Below are 17,165 nucleotides of genomic sequence, written 5' to 3'. Positions count from 1 at the left end.
TTTACATACCTTTGCGCCCTGTAACATTTAAATAAAAATCATTATGTCAGTTGCAAAGAGGGATTTAGAGGATAATAGAAAGGTGACGACCCATCGCCTGATTGAGATGAAACAACGCGGGGAGAAGATCTCCATGTTGACGGCTTACGATTATTCGATGGCTCAACTGATCGATCAGGCAGGTATGGACGTTATCTTGGTTGGCGATTCGGCTTCCAATGTAATGGCCGGAAACGTGACGACACTGCCGATCACGCTGGACCAAATGATTTATCATGGCAAATCGGTGATGAAAGCTGTGAAGCGCGCACTGGTTGTTGTAGACCTTCCTTTCGGTACTTATCAGGGTAACTCGAAAGAGGCTTTGGCTTCCGCCATCCGTGTGATGAGGGAGACGCATGCCGACTGTATCAAGCTCGAAGGCGGTTCGGAAATACGCGAATCGGTCGAACGTATTCTGTGTGCCGGTATTCCTATTATGGGACATTTAGGGTTGACGCCTCAATCGATTAATAAATTCGGGACTTACACCGTTCGCGCCCGTGAAGAAGCGGAAGCGAAAAAGCTGATCGAAGACGCCCACTTGCTGGAAGATATCGGCTGCTTCTCTGTCGTTCTGGAAAAGATTCCGGCTGCTTTGGCTGCACAGGTGGCTTCCGAACTGACAATCCCGGTGATCGGTATTGGTGCCGGTGGAGGTGTGGACGGACAGGTTTTGGTTATGCACGATATGTTAGGTATCAACCAGGGATTCTCTCCCCGTTTCCTGCGCCGTTATGCAAACCTGGCCGAAGAAATCACCCGTGCGGTGCAAGCCTATATCGAAGATGTAAAGACCCAGGACTTCCCGAACGAGAAGGAACAATACTAAAATAATTTATTAATTATTCAATGTGCCAATATGCCAATGGAGTTACTTTTTTGCATATTGGCGCATTTTTTTATTGGCATATTGGCACATTATTAAATTAGCACATTATTTATGCAATCTCACCTCCTAATCGGCGCCGCCTCTTCCGGAAGCGGGAAAACGACATTTACGCTCGGGCTGCTTCGTGCCTTGAAGAACCGTTCGCTCAGGGTGCAGCCTTTTAAGTGCGGACCGGACTATATCGACACGCGGCATCACAGGATGGCGGCCGGCAGTCCGTCGATAAATCTGGACCGGTATATGATGTCGGAGCTGCACGTGCGGGATTTATATGCCCGCTATACGGCCGGAACGGATGTGGCAGTGACCGAAGGCGTGATGGGGCTTTTTGACGGTTATGACGGGATGCAGGGAAGCAGCGCCGAGATTGCCTGTATGTTGCAGATACCGGTTGTGCTGATTGTGAATGCTAAAAGTACGGCCTATTCCGTCGCTCCTTTGCTGTATGGCTTCAAGCATTTTAATAAAGGCATAAAGGTGGTCGGGGCAGTTTTTAATTTTGTCGCTTCGGAAAATCATTATTCTTTTTTGAAACAAGCCTGTGAAGATGCCGGAGTGGAGGCGTTGGGCTATCTTCCCAAACGTGCGGATGTGGAGATTCCTAACCGTCACTTAGGGCTTTCGCTGGATGAGGATTTTTGCTTCGAAGAGTTTGCCGACCGCGTGGCGGAGCTTGTTGAGAAACATGTAAATATCGACCGCCTGCTGGAACTGACAAATGTGCCGGAAAGTATTCATTCCCCTCTCGAGAAGGGGCAGAGGGTGTGTCATCTTCCTCTCCGTACCGCCGTTGCCCGCGATGCCGCATTTAATTTTGTCTATGAAGAAAATATCCGTTACCTGCATGACTTGGGTGAAGTCGTTTATTTCAGTCCGTTGAAAGACGCTTCCTTGCCGGCAGCCGATTTCGTTTATTTCCCCGGCGGCTATCCCGAACTGCATCTTGCCACGTTATCGGCAAATAAGCCGATGCTCGAATCTGTCCGCCGGTATGCCGAAGGGGGAGGACGTTTGCTGGCGGAATGCGGCGGAATGATGTATCTCTCGGATGGGATACGGGATAAGGATGGGACTGCATATACGATGGCCGGGGTTCTGCACCAATCGGCTACGATGGAAAACATGAAACTGCGCCTGGGCTACCGTACCTTATTATATAAGGATTTCCGGCTGAAAGGACACGAGTTTCATTATTCCCGCCTGGCGGAACAAAAGAATCCGCTTCCATCCTGTGCAGTCGCTTATACGGCCAAAGGAGTGGAAACGGATACTCCGCTTTATCGTCTTAAAAATGTACTGGCCGGATACACACATCTTTATTGGGCGGACCCGGCCGGAAACGAATGGTTTACCAACTATCTGTACGGAAAGGAATAACCGGCAGGTTACGATAGTTCTTCAGGTTGCCCGGTTGGAAGTTACGGAAACAGTAACGGACGGCAACGGGCTTCTTTACTTTCGGGGATGATACGACGATCTCGTTCGGGGCGGAACCAAATTTGGCTTTGGCCGGGTGGAACACCTTGTCCTGTCCGGCAACCTCGAAACCTTCGATGTCGACCCACGGGCTGAATCCTTTTTCTGCATGGTTGAAACGGACGGTAATCTTATCTCCGTTCGCCTGCATCTCTTTGTAGGACGGGCTGTCTGCCACAATCCCTTTATAGCCGTATGTTTTGGCTAAAGCCTGATAAGCGAGGCGGTCGCCGATGTCTTTCTTGTTTTGCGGATGAATCTGCGGGGCCTCGTAGGGTTCGACCAGATCGTTTGTCGAGATCATGGCGCTGTTAGGGATCAGTGCCTGTGCCTTGAACTGGGCTTCGCGGAGCAGGGCGCCGTCGATTGCTTCCGGTTTGTTGTTGTAGGCAAAAGGTGCTATTTCCACATAATAGAATGGGATATCGCCTTCTTTCCAGATCGAGCGCCAGTGACGGACCATCGTTGCCATGCGGTCTGCGTATGTATCGGCGCGTCCTACGTTGCTGCATCCCTGATACCAGGCGAATCCTTTTATCGTATAGTTCCGGCAGGGGTAGAGCAGTGCGTTATACATAATCATCGGATGCGTCCAGCTATATTCCTTTTCCTTAGCCTTGTTGAGATCGATGTCTTTATAGTCCTTCAGTATCTCTTCCGGCATCCAGCCTTCCACACACGAACCGCCCCAGGAACAGTTGATGATACCGACCGGGACTTGCAGTGTCCGTTGCAGGGCCAGTGCGTAAAAGTAGCCGGTGGCGCTGAACCATTGCGCATTCTCGGTTGTCGGTTCTTTCCATTCCCCGTTTGCGTATGTTTGCGGGGTGAGGGCGCTTTTGCGCTCGATCGTGGCGACCCGGATTCCCGAATGGTTCGGGGCGTCGGCTATCACATTGTTGGAGTCGTATATCGGGCATTTGTCGAAACCGTTCAACGGCATTTCCATATTGGACTGCCCGGAGCAGAACCATACTTCGCCGATCAGTACGTCGTGGAGCGTCACGGGCTCTCCGTCGCTGATCGTCAGTGTCTGTGGGGTGAAACTTGCGCTCGGCGTACCGATGGCCGTGTTCCAGAACCCTTGGGCGTCCGCTTTCGTTTCAACGGGCTGGTTTGTCCAGGAGGCCCGGATCGTTACTGTACTGTTGGGGGCCGCTTCTCCCCATAAACGTGCATCGGCCTGCTGTTGGAGTACCATATGGTCGCTTAACAATTGCGGTAATTTTACTTTGGCATTTGCCGTTATGCAGCATAACAGGCAGAGTGCGGGAATCAGATTTGCTTTCATGAGAATTAGATTAAATACAATAGTCAAAGATAATGTTTATATTTGTCACAGTACTTATCAAAATTGATAAAAATGAGGATATATACACGTGGAGGAGACAAAGGACGCACCGGTATTCATGGGGGCGAACGAGTGGATAAGGACGACATCCGGATAGAGGCGAACGGAACGTTGGACGAGGTGAATGCCGAAATAGGCGTCGTCCGTGCGCTGCTTCCCGCCGGACACGAGTGGCACGATCTGCTGGGGAAGATACAACGGGAGATGATGGTGGTGATGTCGCACGTGGCAACCCCTTCTGCCATCCGGGACAAGAATCCGAACGCCCTGTCCGAAGACCTGGTCGCTTTCTGTGAGCAACAGATCGACGACCTGTCGGCGAAGATGGAAGATAACGGCTATTTTATCCTGCCGGGCGGCTCGCCGGTTTCGGCTCATTTGCAGTTGGCCCGCACGATCATGCGCCGTGCCGAACGCCGTCTCTGGACCTTGAACAGGAAAGATCCCGTTTCGCCGGAAATCCTTCAATTCGTAAACCGCCTTTCCGATCTGCTCTTCATCATGGCCCGTTACGAAATGTTTCGCCAGGGAAATGCCGAAGAACGTTGGCAATCGTTTTTGTATAAGCGGAAAAAGTAGTATACTTGTATCTTGTAAGTAAGTAAATTAAATAAACAGTATAGAATATGTCAGTAAAAACGTACATAGAATCAAACAAAGATCGTTTCATCGAGGAGCTTTTTTCCTTGATCCGTATTCCGTCGATAAGTGCGAAACAGGAACATAAGCCTGATATGGAGGCGTGTGCAAAACGCTGGACAGAACTGTTGTTGGCAGCTGGTGCCGATAAGGCTGTGGTGATGCCGACAGAAGGGAATCCGGTTGTATATGGCGAGAAGATGGTTTCTTCGGATGCTTCGACAGTGCTGGTTTATGCCCACTACGATGTGATGCCGGCCGAACCGCTGGAATTGTGGAAGAGCCAGCCTTTCGAACCGGAAATCCGTGATGGCCGCATCTGGGCGCGTGGCGCTGACGATGATAAAGGACAGGCGATGATGCAGGTGAAAGGTTTTGAAACAGCCCTGAATCTGGACTTGTTGAAATGCAATGTGAAATTCATCTTTGAAGGAGAAGAAGAGATCGGCTCGCCCAGCCTCGAAGACTTCTGCCGCACACATAAGGAACTGTTGAAAGCCGACGTGATCCTGGTTTCCGATACCAGCATGGTCAGTGCCGAGACACCCTCGTTGACAACCGGTCTCCGCGGACTGGCTTATTGGGAAATAGAGGTGACAGGACCTAATCGGGATTTGCATTCCGGCCATTTCGGCGGTGCAGTTGCCAATCCGGTCAATGTATTGTGCAAACTAATGGCCGATATTACTGATGCCGACGGGCGAATCACGATTCCCGGCTTTTACGATGACGTGGAAGAGGTCTCATCGGCCGAACGTGAGATGATCGCACAGATCCCGTTTGACGAAGCGAAATATAAGGCGGCTATCGGCGTGGATGAACTGTTTGGTGAAAAAGGATATTCTACACTGGAGCGCAACAGTTGCCGTCCGTCGTTCGACATCTGCGGTATCTGGGGTGGTTATACGGAAGAGGGAAGTAAAACGGTTCTTCCTTCCAAGGCATACGCCAAAGTTTCCTGTCGCCTGGTGCCGCATCAGGATCACAGCAAGATCTCGAAACTGTTCGAAGATTATATCGCCAACGTGGCACCCGCTTATGTAAAGGTGAAAGTAACTCCGAAACATGGCGGCCAGGGATATGTTTGTCCGATCGACATGCCGGCTTATAAGGCTGCCGAAGAGGCGGTCGCCGTCGCGTTTGGAAAACGTCCGCTGGCTGTCCGTCGCGGTGGCAGTATTCCTATTATCGCTACTTTTGAGCAGGTGTTGGGAATTAAGACTGTCCTGATGGGCTTCGGTCTTGAACAGAACGCGATCCATTCGCCGAACGAAAGCTGTACGCTCGATTTCTTCTACAAAGGGATAGAGTCGGTAGCTGAATTTTATAAACGATTCAATTGATATGACGAATAACGAAATAATCGCCCGCGCCCTTGCCAATACCGGCATTGCGGCTCTGAACGAGATGCAGCAAGCCGTGCTGGACGCCGGAACGACAAAAGACATGGTGCTGCTCAGTCCGACAGGCTCGGGTAAGACGCTGGCATTCCTGTTGCCGTTACTGACTACGCTGACGGATGAGGACAAAAAGATACAGGCGCTCATCATCGCTCCCTCGCGGGAGTTGGCTTTGCAGATCGAAACCGTATTCCGTTCATTAGGCGCCGGATATAAGGTGAACTGTTGTTACGGAGGACATCCGATCCGCACGGAGAAGAAAAGTCTGGAACATCCGCCGACGGTTCTGATCGGTACGCCGGGACGTATCGTGGATCATCTGGAACGGGGAAACATCGATCTGGATAGCGTGCGTACGCTGATCCTGGATGAGTTCGACAAGTCGCTCGAACTCGGTTTCCTGACGGAGATGAAAGAGATACTGGCACATCTTCCGGGCGTCCGCCGCCGGGTTTTGACTTCGGCGACAGCTGCGGTCGAGATTCCACCTTTTACCGGAATTACGGCTCCGGTGCGTTTGTCTTTCCTGAAAGAGGTGAAGGAGGCGAAAGGGCTTACTTTGCGCGTAGTTAAATCGCCGGTGAAAGATAAGTTGGAAACGCTCTATAAACTGTTGGGAGAGCTGAAAGGCGGTTCCGCCCTGATCTTCTGTAATTTCCGTGAGACGGTGGAACGGGTGAGCAATTATCTGACCGAAATGGGTGTGGACAACGAATATTTTCATGGAGGAATGGAGCAGCCGGAACGTGAACGCGCTTTGTCGCATTTCCGTAACGGAAGCGCTACTGTTTTTATCTCCACCGATTTAGCTTCCCGCGGTCTGGATATTCCCGAAGTCAAGAATGTAATCCACTATCATCTTCCGATCAACGAAGAAGCGTATGTACACCGTAACGGACGTACCGCCCGTATGAACGCGGAAGGAGTCGCTTACCTGATTTTGAATGAAGAGGAAACGGTCCCCGAATATATCACCCGTGAACCGGAAGAGTTTTTCCTGCCCGAAGTGGCAAAGAAACCGGTCCGTTCCGAATGGGTGACGCTGACGATCAACCGCGGAAAGCGGGATAAGTTGAGCAAAAAGGACGTTGTCGGCTTCCTTTTTCAAAAAGGAGGACTGGAAAAGGATGATTTAGGCGTTGTCGAGGTGAAGGAGAGTTGTGCCTTTGCCGCTGTGAAACGGGACAAACTTTCCGGCTTGCTGGGACGTATCCGTGATGAAAAGATAAAGAACATGAAGGCTAAATTCGTATGAGTATATTGATAAAGGGTGTCCTGTTGAATGACGCAGTGACAGATGTTTATATAGAAGAAAGGGAAATTAAACAGATAGGAACAGACCTGCAAGTGCAGGCGGACCAAGTTATCGACGGGAAGCGTAAAGCCTTGATCCCAGGATTGGTAAATGCACATACGCATGCCGCTATGACGCTTTTCCGCGGTTTCGGAGACGATATGCCGCTGATGCCCTGGTTGGAGCAGAAGATCTGGCCGAATGAAGCCAAGTTGACCCGCGAAGATGTTTATTGGGGCGCGAAGCTCGCTTGTCTGGAAATGATAAAGAGCGGCACGACGACTTTCTTCGATATGTATCATAAATTCGAAGCGACGGCCGATGCAGTGGAAGAAATGGGCTTGCGGACGCTGTTGTCGGGAGCCTGCTTTGACCATTTCAAACCGGAGTTGGCCGAACGGAGCAAACGGGAGAACGAGAGGCTGATTGCCGAGACTGACAAGTATAGCGAACGGATCCGATATTCAGTCGGTCCCCATGCGATCTATACGGTTTCCGGCGAGTTGCTGCAATGGATACATGGCTTTGCTGCGGAACATGCCGTTCCGATCCATCTGCATCTGGCCGAAACGGAGGGGGAAGTGCAAGACTCGGTCAACCAGTTCGGCCTTACGCCCGTTCGCTATTTGCATAAGTTAGGTCTGCTTTCGCCCCGCCTGATCATCGCACATGGTCTTTATATCGATGATGACGAGATCAGTATGCTGGCAGATCATGGAGTCAAGGTGGTGCATAACCCGGCATCCAATATGAAGTTAGCTTCCGGCATTCAGTTTAAATTCAGTGAGATGCGGAAAGCCGGTGTGACAGTCGCTTTAGGGACTGACGGCTGCTCTTCTTCCAACAATTTGGATATGATCGAGGCGATGAAGCTCGCCTCTCTTTTGGGCAAAGCCTGGCGGAAAGATCCGGAAGCGGTTCCTGCAGGCGAAATATTCCAGGCGGCGACAGAAGCCGGCGCTTCGGCTATCGGACTGAAAGCCGGACGAATCGCCGAAGGTTATCTGGCCGATCTCTGTCTGGTGGATTTGCATATCCCGGCCTTTACGCCGAACCATAATTTTATATCCAATCTGGTCTATGCGGCAAACGGCAGTTGTATCGACACCGTTATCTGCAACGGCAAGATCCTGATGCAGGATAAGAAAGTACCGGGCGAGGATGAAATCATGGAGCAGACTGCCCGATTGGCCTATAAGCTCGTGGGAAAGGCATAAGCATCGAAGCCGGATTCCATAGGCATGCATTTTAAATTCCATAGGCATGGAAATAAAGTTTCATAGGCACGGAACTAAAGTTTCATGCCCATGGAACTAAAGTTTCTTGCCGGGGAAACAAAAGTTTCATCTGAAAGAAAAATAAATTAGAACGAATATGAATATAACAGACAATGCTTTTTATCAGGAAGCAGCCGACTATCTGGCATCCCGTATCACCGGCAATCCGGAAACGGCTATTATTTTAGGCAGCGGCCTGGGATCGCTTGCTGATCAGATCGAGGAAGCGACCGTTATCCCTTACAGCGAGATCCCTCATTTTATGCATTCGACGGCAACGGGACATAAGGGTAACTTTATCTGCGGCAAATTAGGCGGTAAGCAAGTGCTTGCCATGCAGGGACGTTTTCATTATTATGAAGGCTACACGATGCAGCAGGTGACATTCCCCGTCCGGGTGATGAAATTGCTCGGCGTAAAGAATCTCCTGGTTTCCAATGCTGCCGGCGGTATCAATAATACGTTCAAAGTGGGCGACCTGATGATTATACGCGATCATATCAATATGATGCCTAATCCGCTGATCGGCCCGAACAATGAACAGTTCGGAACCCGTTTCCCGGATATGACGCGCGCGTATGACCGCGAGTTTATCCGGCTTGTCGAAGAGATCGCCTCTTCCCTCGATATTCCGTTGAAGAAAGGCGTGTATGTCGGCCTGACCGGTCCTTCTTTCGAGACGCCGTCCGAGTATGCTTTTTACGGCCGGGTAGGAGGCGATGCGATCGGAATGAGCACCGTTCCGGAAGTAATCGTGGCCCGTCATGCCGGCCTGCGCGTGTTCGGTATGTCTGTCATTACAAACGAAGGTTATCATTTTGCCGATGACTTTGTCAATGACGGCGCGGACGTGATTGTGGCGGCCAATAAAGCGGCTGCGGTTATGACGACACTCGTCCGTGAACTGATTGCCAGGATATAAAAGCCTGTATTTGTGTACAAGTTTTTTTATTAAAGTTCTATCTTTGTATTTAATTCAATCAATGTAATAAAATAAACTTATTTCTACCCATGAAAAATTCCAGAAGAGACTTCCTGAAAAAGGGAGCATTGGCAGGGTTCAGCGCCCTGATGATCCCCGAGATCGCAAAAGCTGCCGTACAAGAAAATACATCTGTGCATGCTCCGAAGATCAACCTGAAAAAAGATTGTGTGATCCTGTTCCAGGGCGATTCCATCACCGACTGCGGTCGTGATAAGAATAGTAAACGTTGCAATACGATAGAACAGTTTGGTAGCGGCTACGTGCTTTTTACAGCGACACAATTGCTGGAGAAAGAAGCTGCCCTGCAGCCTAAGATTTATAATCGCGGTATCAGCGGGAATAAGGTGTATGAACTTCGTGATCGTTGGGAGTTGGATTGTCTGGCTTTCCAGCCCGATGTATTGAGCATCCTGATCGGTGTGAACGACTATTGGCATACGTTGACACACGGATATAAAGGAACTGTCGAGACATACGAAAACGATCTGCGCGCTCTTTTGAAATATACGAAAGAGAAGCTGCCGAATACTCAGATAGTCCTTTGCGAACCTTTCACTTTGCGTGATGGTGCTGCGATAGAAGATTCCAGATGGTATCCGATGTTCGACGAGTTCCGTAAGTCAGCCCGTAAACTGTCCGGCGAATTTAATACCGTATTCGTACCTTTCCAAGCCGGTTTTGATGCCGCAGTTAAGTTGGCGCCGGCACGTTATTGGTCGAATGACGGTGTACATCCTGATTTACCCGGCCGCCAGCTGATGGCTAATATGTGGATGGAAGCGACTGGACTAAAGTAAGATATGATTTTGAGCGGGTGTGAACTGCAAAAATAGCATGAAAAAAGTGCAGTCAGGTTTTGGAGAATAAAAAAATACCTCTATCTTTGCACCCGTTATCGCGGAAGTAGCTCAGTTGGTAGAGCATAACCTTGCCAAGGTTAGGGTCGCGGGTTCGAGTCCCGTCTTCCGCTCCAATCGGTAACAAGGCGGTATGAGACCGCTTTTTTAATGTATTGAAGAAAGGCCCAGGTGGCGGAATTGGTAGACGCGCACGTTTCAGGTGCGTGTGTCGAGAGGCATGCAGGTTCGAGTCCTGTTCTGGGCACCCTTTCTCGCGCAGGTGGTGGAATTGGTAGACACGCTACTTTGAGGGGGTAGTGCCGGTTACGGCGTGTGAGTTCAAGTCTCATCCTGCGTACATGAATAGTCCATATGATTAGTTTAAATACTAATTGTATGGACTTTTTTTATATCTATCCGCGTGCTTTCGTTCGGTATGATCCCGGTAATCCTTGTTCCAAAAAAAACCTCATCCACATTCACATGTAGATGAGGTTATACTATATCAGTTTATCAAAACGAACAAACTGAAATGACTAATACCTTAAACCTTAGGAATAGTTTGTTTAATTAATATGTGCCTTACATTGTAAGGCTACTTTCGCAAAGTTAAAAAACTTTTTAGTATTATGCAATACCTGAATTGCATAGTTTTTAAAAATAATTTGTTTTTATCCTCTGTTTATGGCTTGAATCTGCGGAGTGTCAATTGTGGATAGGCAACCGTCTCCATATAAAGCCGGGAATCAGCTTCCAGAAGAATACCAGAATGGCATATTTCCAATCGATAACGGCATGGCGCTTCTTCCGTCCGATCGCTTTCACAATTTTCCGGGCAACATATTCCGGTGACATCAGCATCGGATATTTGTCATTCTTCAATAAATCGGTCTTGACGAAACCGGGACGGATATCGGTGAGTACGATCGGAAGTTTCTCCATCCGTGCCAGCTGGTCGAGGGCTTCGATGTAAGTGTTCTGATAGCGTTTCGTCGCGGAATAGGAGGGAGCCGCACCCAACCCTTTTGTTCCGGCAATGGAACTGATTACGGCCAATTGTCCTCCGCCGTGTTCCTTGAAATAGCCGTATGCCGCCGTAACCATCCGGGTAAAACCGACCGTATTTGTTTGCACAGTCGCCAATTCTATTTCCGGGTTCAACGCCCGGTTCTGGCTTCCGACGCCGGAGCTGAGCAGGAAAACATCCATTCCGCCCACTTTGCGGATCAGCTCCGCCAGACGTTCCGGAGCGTCTGGGCAGGTGACATCCAGTTGTATGGTTTCAATCTGGTCGGGTGCCTCCGCGTGGAGTTCTTCCAGCCGTTCCAGGCGCCGTCCGGCCACACCGATACGCCACCCTTGTTTGATATATAATCGGGCGACTTCATTTCCGATTCCGGAGGTCGCTCCTATGATAATAATTCTTTTTGTCGAGGTCATAATTTAATTGGGATTTGTTGCTTGCAAATATACGGGATATATTCATTTGGAGATAATTAGCATCAGTAATAATTGCTTTGTACAGATGAATGTTTTATCTTCGCGACGTTGTTGACAAACCAATGTAATGTAAAAAGATGAAGAAGTGTTTTTATCTCCTGTTGACCTTATTGTGTGTTAACTATTCAGTCATGGCGGCTCCGGGCTTCCGTATAAAAGGAAAAATAGTTGATGCCAATAACAATCAGCCGATTGATTTTGCAGATGTGTTCCTTTTCCGTGAGGGAGAGGTGAATCCGGCGTACCAGACTTTGCCTGAAGCCGATGGAAGTTTCCGCATTGCGGATGTGAAAGACGGAAAGTACCACTTGTTGGTGCGACTGGTCGGTTACGACTTGTATAATCGTCCGAATATCGAATTGAAATCCTCTTCTGAGATGATGGATTTGGGAGTTATCTCCATGAAACCTCTGGAAGTGGGATTGGCGGAAGTCGAAGTTGTCGCACAGAAAAAGCAGGTTATTTACAAGTTGGACAAGAAAGTCATCGAGGCTTCGTCCAATCTGCTTGCCGGAGGCGGTTCGGCTGTCGATATTTTGGAAAATACGCCCTCGATACGTGTAGATGCGGAGGGCGAAGTAAGCTTCCGTGGTAGTTCCGGTTTTACGGTTTATATAGACGGCAAGCCGAGTGTGTTCAGCGGCACCCAGGCTCTGGAGCAGATTCCGGCAGGACACATCGAGAATATAGAAATTATCACGACCCCTTCCGCCCGGCATGATACAGGCGGAGATGTGGGAATCATTAATATTGTCACGAAGAAGCATGTCCAGGATGGATTCAGTGGAATGGTGAACCTGACGGGTAGCACCGTCTTGTCTCGTGGAGTCGATTTCCTGCTGTCACAACAGAATAAGGCGTCCCGTTGGTATTTCGGCGGGGTTTGGAGCGAACGCTTGCGTAAGAGTGATTTCGACCAGGAAAAGACAACCATTATTTCGGATACGGCTACGACTTCCCATTCCAACGGACCGCGTAAAAGTAATAACTTCAATTATTCGCTGAAGGCCGGCTGGATGTATTCCCTTCCTCAAACAACGTTCAATGTCGACCTGGAAGGCGGTTATGGCGGCCGTACCCGCAACGGCGACCTGGATTACAGGGAAAAGCGTTCGGCGGACGGGACGACATTCGGCGAGGGTGATTATTACAGCCGTGACGATTACGATATACATGAAACCTATTTTCTGGGAACCGTCGGGTTCGACCATAAATTCAATGACAAGGGACATCAGTTGACCGGTAGTTTCTACCTCAAATACGGAGGTAATGCCCTGGAGTATTTCCAGAGCGACCTCTTCAACAAAAACAACGAGCGGGAAAAGGGACATCGCGCCTGGGAAGACGAACACCGCTGGACCGTGCGCGGTAATCTGGATTATATTTATCCTTATAGCAAAACGGGCCGTATAGAAGGCGGTTACCAGTATTTCTCTTACCTGGAAGACGGAGATTACACGATGCATTTCTGGGACCCGGTGAAGCAAGAGTTTTATAACCGGGATGATATTTATAATACCTTCTATTTCCAGCATGGCATCAACTCGATTTATGGTATTGTTGCCGATAGCTATAAATCGTTTGACTTCCAGGCCGGTGTGCGCGGCGAGCATACGCACCGTGTCTTGCGCAGTTCGATTCCCGGAAAAGACCGTACATATAATAAGTTCGAGTTCTTCCCTTCCGTCCACTTAGGCTATACTTTCCCGAAAGAACATAAGCTGCTGGCGTCTTATTCGCGCCGTATAACCCGTCCGGAACTGTTCTTTATGGAGCCGTATATCACTTATCGTGATTTTTATTCGGCGGAAATCGGTAACCCGGATATCCGTTCGGAATATATCAATTCTTTCGAGCTGAATTATAAAAAGAACATAGGCGAACACACGGTTTCCGCCACTGTGTTCCACCGGAGCCGCAAGGACAAGATAGAACGTCTGCGCGTCCCTTATGAGGCGGGTGTTACGTTGGATTCAATGGCAAACGTCGGGCATGATTATTCGACCGGTATCGAACTGAGCGGACAGGTTCAGCTTACCCGCTGGTGGAATGTGAACCTGAACGGAAGCCTGTATCACTATAAAGTGAAGAACCAGTATAAGACCGGTGGCGAGAACGAGACGAGTACGAACTACGATATCATGTGGAACAACTCTTTCGATGTTTTGAAATATACCCGTGTCCAGGTAGATGGAAACTTTGTCGGTCCTTCTGTGACGACACAGGGACGTACGGATGCCTTCTGGTATGTGAATCTGGCCGTCCGCCAGCAGTTGATGAAACGTAAACTGTCGGCGACACTTGCCTTTCGAGATGTTTTCAACTCCGCTCGCTATGTGAGCAAGATCATTACATCCGACTTGCAATCCATCACGCGTATCCGTCCCAGCTATCCCTTGATTACGCTTACGGTCAGCTATACATTTAATAACTTTAAGGTTAAGAGTTCTCAAAAGAAAGAGGATCACGACCTCTTTGAAGGAACAAACCACTAAAAAAAGCAAAAGTTGTCAGTTACTTGTTAACTGTCAACTTTTTTAATACATTTGTTCCATAGATAAAAGGAATGATGGAGGAAAAGGAACTGATATTATTATTGAAACAGAGCAGTAAAGATGCATTTACTGCTCTATATAAACAATATTGGAAACAGGTCTATAATTTTAGCCGCCTTTATCTGACCAGTGTCGATGCTGCCGAAGAGGTGGTGCAGGAAGTTTTTATCAAAGTATGGGAAACGCGCGAGTTTCTACGTGCGGATGACCATTTCAAAGGCCTCTTGTTTATTATTACCCGGAACCTGATTTTTAACCAGCACCGTAAAAGCTTGAATGAAGATTTTTATAAAGTGACGGTTCTTGCCGCCTTGGAAGAACCTTATGATGTGGAAGAAGAGATTGAAGCCAATAATCTGCAAGAATATATAGATCGCCTGATCGATGAATTGCCTCCACGCCGCCGTGAGATTTTTAACTTGAGCCGCAAAGAACAAAAGAGCTACAAAGAGATAGCGCTCTTGTTGGATATTTCAGAAAAAACAGTTGAAAATCAAATTAGCGAAGCCCTCAAATATTTGAAAAGAAATATCACTTTACTTCTTCTTTTTATATGAGCTTTTTACAATAACCCCATGCTTTTTCTATTTCAAGAGAAAAAGCATGCGATTTTGTTTTGTCTTTTATCCGGATAAACTGCGTTTTTCTTGACATATTGGCTGACAGGCTGCCGGGTTCATATAAATTGCATCGCATTTATCCATTCATATTCCAATCTTCCTTACAATTCGTCAAACCTTAACTCTCGGAGAATCGAATATTTGAAAAGATACAGGGGACGATACGTGAATATGGCAAGGAAATAGGGGTTGTTTCGGGAGAATCCGGTACCTTATTTCTATTATGACCGTCCTCATCGCCATTACGACCGTCATAATCTTCGCGAGGTGCCGAGTGCACTACCCATTAGGACGGTCACGATGGCAATTAGGACGGTCGTAATGGAAATTCTTTGCGTACTTCACGATAAAAATCCAATTTATTAACTCTTTTTTTGAATTTGGCAAACTTTACAGGAAGGCTGTTTTCTCTTTTTTCAAAGTGTTTCAATGCGTTTTTTACAATAAGTCCCCGGAGGTTGGGCTTAATTTAATGCCGTTTTGTAGAGATAGAGAATAATTGTAGAAAAAATATTATATTTGAATAGGGGGAAGGAGCATTTTGTGTGTATTTATATATGTAAGGCAATTAAAAATGGAATACGAAGATAAAAAATATATACTTAGGAAACTGATGCAGGATGCGTTGACCGAAGAGGAGCGGATTGCATTACAATCGTCCCGGCGGGTGACACGACAGATGGAGCGGCAGTGGGACAGCGCCCCCGATGTTATCGAAAGGGATCGTCCGGACGAACCGTCTATCTGGCGGAATATTTGCAGAGTTTCCTGGCAGCATGCAGAAGGCAGAAAGGTTGTGTTTTATAAAATATATAGTTTGGTTGCGTCCGTATTGCTGGTGTTGGGAGTGGCGGGAACGGCTTATTTCGCTTATCAAGACAGAACAACAGTTCCGATGTATGTCGTAAGTTCCGGCATCCAGAATATGGAATCTGTCTCCTTGCCGGATGGAACGAAAGTACAGATGGGACCTGGCAGCCGTTTGACTTATCCGGCCAGTTTCTCTGGTAAAACGCGTGAGGTAACGTTGAATGGGCAAGCTTTTTTCGATGTGGCCAAGAATCGTGAGAAACCTTTTATTGTTCGTACGGAAGACATGAGCGTACAGGCATTGGGTACGGCGTTCGAGTTGTTTAGCTATGAAATGGATAATAAAATAGAAACAATTCTATTAAACGGGAAAATCAAAGTCGGTATTTCTGATAAGGGAACCAAAAGGGTGAAAGAATATCTGGTTTCTCCCGATGAAAAGCTCGTATTGGATAGACAAACAGGTGAAGTCATGAAACAGGCTGTCAATGCTGATAAATATACAGCTTGGCGTAAGCAGAAAATGTTGAGTTTCGAAAATGAAAAGCTTACCATGATAATCCCGCGCCTTGAACAATGGTATGGACGAAAAGTGATGTGCCAGAAGGATTTGGCAGAAAAGTACCGGTTTACTTTTAAGGTGAGGGACGAGTCGCTGGATCGGATACTTTATATGATAAAAGCTTCTTCTCCTTTGATATATACGCAAATGGAGAGTGGTGATTATATACTGACTTTAAAATAACATATTATAAACAACTTAATTCTGATGCTTATGGGATAAAAAAGAGTTAGCCTACAAAAAAATTGGAAGATGCCGGCAAGCACCTTCCAATCAGTGAGTTTTCAAAAATGCATGTCATAAAGGAGTCCAAGCCAAAGACTTGCATTTATTATTCATCAAAAACTATACAAAGTTATGAAAAAAAACAGTGACAGGGATTATTATGTCCCGTTATTTAGAAAAACAAAGCGTATTATGAAGATCACAGCCTTATTTTTGTTGGGAGTCGCATGCTGTATTTCTGCCTCAACCTATGCGCAGGGCTACAAGGTGTCGATCAATAAACAAAACAGCAGTATCATTGAAATCCTTCGGGAAATTGAAAAAAGCAGTGAGTTTACATTTTTCTTTAATGACAATCGTGTGAATGTCAACCGGACTGCAAGCGTGAATGTTAGAAATGCATCTTTGGAAGATGTGTTGGACCAAGTGCTTAGAAACACGGGCTACAGGTATCAGATCATTGATCGCCAAGTGTTGATCAAGGCTTCGGAAACATCATCCCTTGCGAGTGCTCAACAGAACCAGAAGAGGATAACGGGAGTTGTCTTTGATGAATCCGGCCTGCCTGTTATTGGTGCCAATGTGGTTGAGAAAGGAACAACGAATGGAACGATTACGGATGCGGAAGGGAGGTTCTCCCTTAATGTTGCATCAGATGCAACATTAAGGGAGGTTCTCCCTTAATGTTGCATCAGATGCAA

The 17,165-nt window shown here is 47.7% G+C and carries 14 protein-coding genes and 3 tRNA genes; 15 read left to right on the top strand and 2 right to left on the bottom strand.

Annotation, left to right across the window (positions count from 1 at the left end; all coding sequences use genetic code 11):
- Positions 1-43: 43 nt before the first annotated feature.
- Complete coding sequence (gene panB / locus DWW90_RS12720; RefSeq protein WP_122345247.1) at positions 44-871, top strand: 3-methyl-2-oxobutanoate hydroxymethyltransferase; 828 nt, start codon at positions 44-46, stop codon at positions 869-871.
- A gap of 111 nt (positions 872-982) precedes the next feature.
- Positions 983-2,308 (top strand): cobyrinate a,c-diamide synthase, encoded by a 1,326-nt coding sequence (locus DWW90_RS12715; RefSeq protein WP_122345246.1) that lies wholly within the window; start codon positions 983-985, stop codon positions 2,306-2,308.
- On the opposite strand, the gene DWW90_RS12710 is transcribed toward DWW90_RS12715, so the two are convergent.
- The gene (locus DWW90_RS12710; protein WP_122345245.1) at positions 2,280-3,698 is read right to left on the bottom strand and encodes a sialate O-acetylesterase; all 1,419 of its coding nucleotides are present in this window, start codon (positions 3,696-3,698) and stop codon (positions 2,280-2,282) included. The two genes, DWW90_RS12715 and DWW90_RS12710, sit on opposite strands and share 29 nt — an antisense overlap.
- Before the next feature lie 72 nt (positions 3,699-3,770).
- Here DWW90_RS12710 and DWW90_RS12705 point away from each other — a divergent pair, with 72 nt between their 5' ends.
- From DWW90_RS12705 to DWW90_RS12665, 9 genes are all read left to right on the top strand, one after another.
- Positions 3,771-4,337 carry a cob(I)yrinic acid a,c-diamide adenosyltransferase gene (locus DWW90_RS12705; RefSeq protein WP_122345244.1) on the top strand — a complete coding sequence of 189 codons (567 nt, stop codon included), beginning with the start codon at positions 3,771-3,773 and terminating at the stop codon, positions 4,335-4,337.
- 47 nt (positions 4,338-4,384) lie between these two features.
- Positions 4,385-5,740 carry a dipeptidase gene (locus DWW90_RS12700; RefSeq protein WP_122345243.1) on the top strand — a complete coding sequence of 452 codons (1,356 nt, stop codon included), beginning with the start codon at positions 4,385-4,387 and terminating at the stop codon, positions 5,738-5,740.
- Position 5,741: 1 nt separating this feature from the next.
- On the top strand, positions 5,742-7,052 hold the full coding sequence (locus DWW90_RS12695) for a DEAD/DEAH box helicase (protein WP_122345242.1): 1,311 nt from the start codon (positions 5,742-5,744) through the stop codon (positions 7,050-7,052).
- Entirely contained in the window at positions 7,049-8,308 is a 1,260-nt protein-coding gene (locus tag DWW90_RS12690) for an amidohydrolase (protein WP_122345241.1), read from the top strand. The genes DWW90_RS12695 and DWW90_RS12690 overlap by 4 nt, the downstream gene beginning before the upstream one ends.
- A gap of 157 nt (positions 8,309-8,465) precedes the next feature.
- On the top strand, positions 8,466-9,290 hold the full coding sequence (locus DWW90_RS12685) for a purine nucleoside phosphorylase I, inosine and guanosine-specific (protein ID WP_122345240.1): 825 nt from the start codon (positions 8,466-8,468) through the stop codon (positions 9,288-9,290).
- An 89-nt stretch (positions 9,291-9,379) separates the two neighbouring features.
- Positions 9,380-10,150, top strand: coding sequence for an SGNH/GDSL hydrolase family protein (locus tag DWW90_RS12680; protein ID WP_122345239.1), 771 nt, complete (start codon positions 9,380-9,382; stop codon positions 10,148-10,150).
- A 100-nt stretch (positions 10,151-10,250) separates the two neighbouring features.
- Positions 10,251-10,326: transfer RNA gene (locus DWW90_RS12675), tRNA-Gly, on the top strand.
- A gap of 49 nt (positions 10,327-10,375) precedes the next feature.
- A tRNA-Leu gene (locus tag DWW90_RS12670) sits at positions 10,376-10,457 on the top strand.
- Between the two features lie 9 nt (positions 10,458-10,466).
- Positions 10,467-10,550, top strand: a tRNA-Leu gene (locus DWW90_RS12665).
- A 347-nt stretch (positions 10,551-10,897) separates the two neighbouring features.
- Here the strand turns inward: DWW90_RS12665 and DWW90_RS12660 are convergent.
- The gene (locus DWW90_RS12660; RefSeq protein ID WP_122345238.1) at positions 10,898-11,632 is read right to left on the bottom strand and encodes an SDR family oxidoreductase; all 735 of its coding nucleotides are present in this window, start codon (positions 11,630-11,632) and stop codon (positions 10,898-10,900) included.
- Between the two features lie 137 nt (positions 11,633-11,769).
- Between DWW90_RS12660 and DWW90_RS12655 the strand changes: the two genes are divergently transcribed.
- The 4 genes from DWW90_RS12655 (at position 11,770) to DWW90_RS20830 (ending at position 17,148) form a co-directional block, all read left to right on the top strand.
- Entirely contained in the window at positions 11,770-14,187 is a 2,418-nt protein-coding gene (locus DWW90_RS12655; protein ID WP_122345237.1) for an outer membrane beta-barrel family protein, read from the top strand.
- 74 nt (positions 14,188-14,261) lie between these two features.
- Entirely contained in the window at positions 14,262-14,804 is a 543-nt protein-coding gene (locus DWW90_RS12650; protein ID WP_122345269.1) for an RNA polymerase sigma-70 factor, read from the top strand.
- A 637-nt stretch (positions 14,805-15,441) separates the two neighbouring features.
- The gene (locus DWW90_RS12645; RefSeq protein WP_122345236.1) at positions 15,442-16,422 is read left to right on the top strand and encodes a FecR family protein; all 981 of its coding nucleotides are present in this window, start codon (positions 15,442-15,444) and stop codon (positions 16,420-16,422) included.
- A 174-nt stretch (positions 16,423-16,596) separates the two neighbouring features.
- The gene (locus DWW90_RS20830; RefSeq protein ID WP_233547743.1) at positions 16,597-17,148 is read left to right on the top strand and encodes an STN domain-containing protein; all 552 of its coding nucleotides are present in this window, start codon (positions 16,597-16,599) and stop codon (positions 17,146-17,148) included.
- Positions 17,149-17,165 lie beyond the last annotated feature (17 nt).

Source organism: Parabacteroides sp. AF17-28 (assembly GCF_003479205.1).
GTDB lineage: Bacteria > Bacteroidota > Bacteroidia > Bacteroidales > Tannerellaceae > Parabacteroides > Parabacteroides acidifaciens.
The sequence above is the reverse complement of the archived record's forward strand: the minus strand, read 5'-3'. Positions and strand labels throughout refer to the sequence as shown.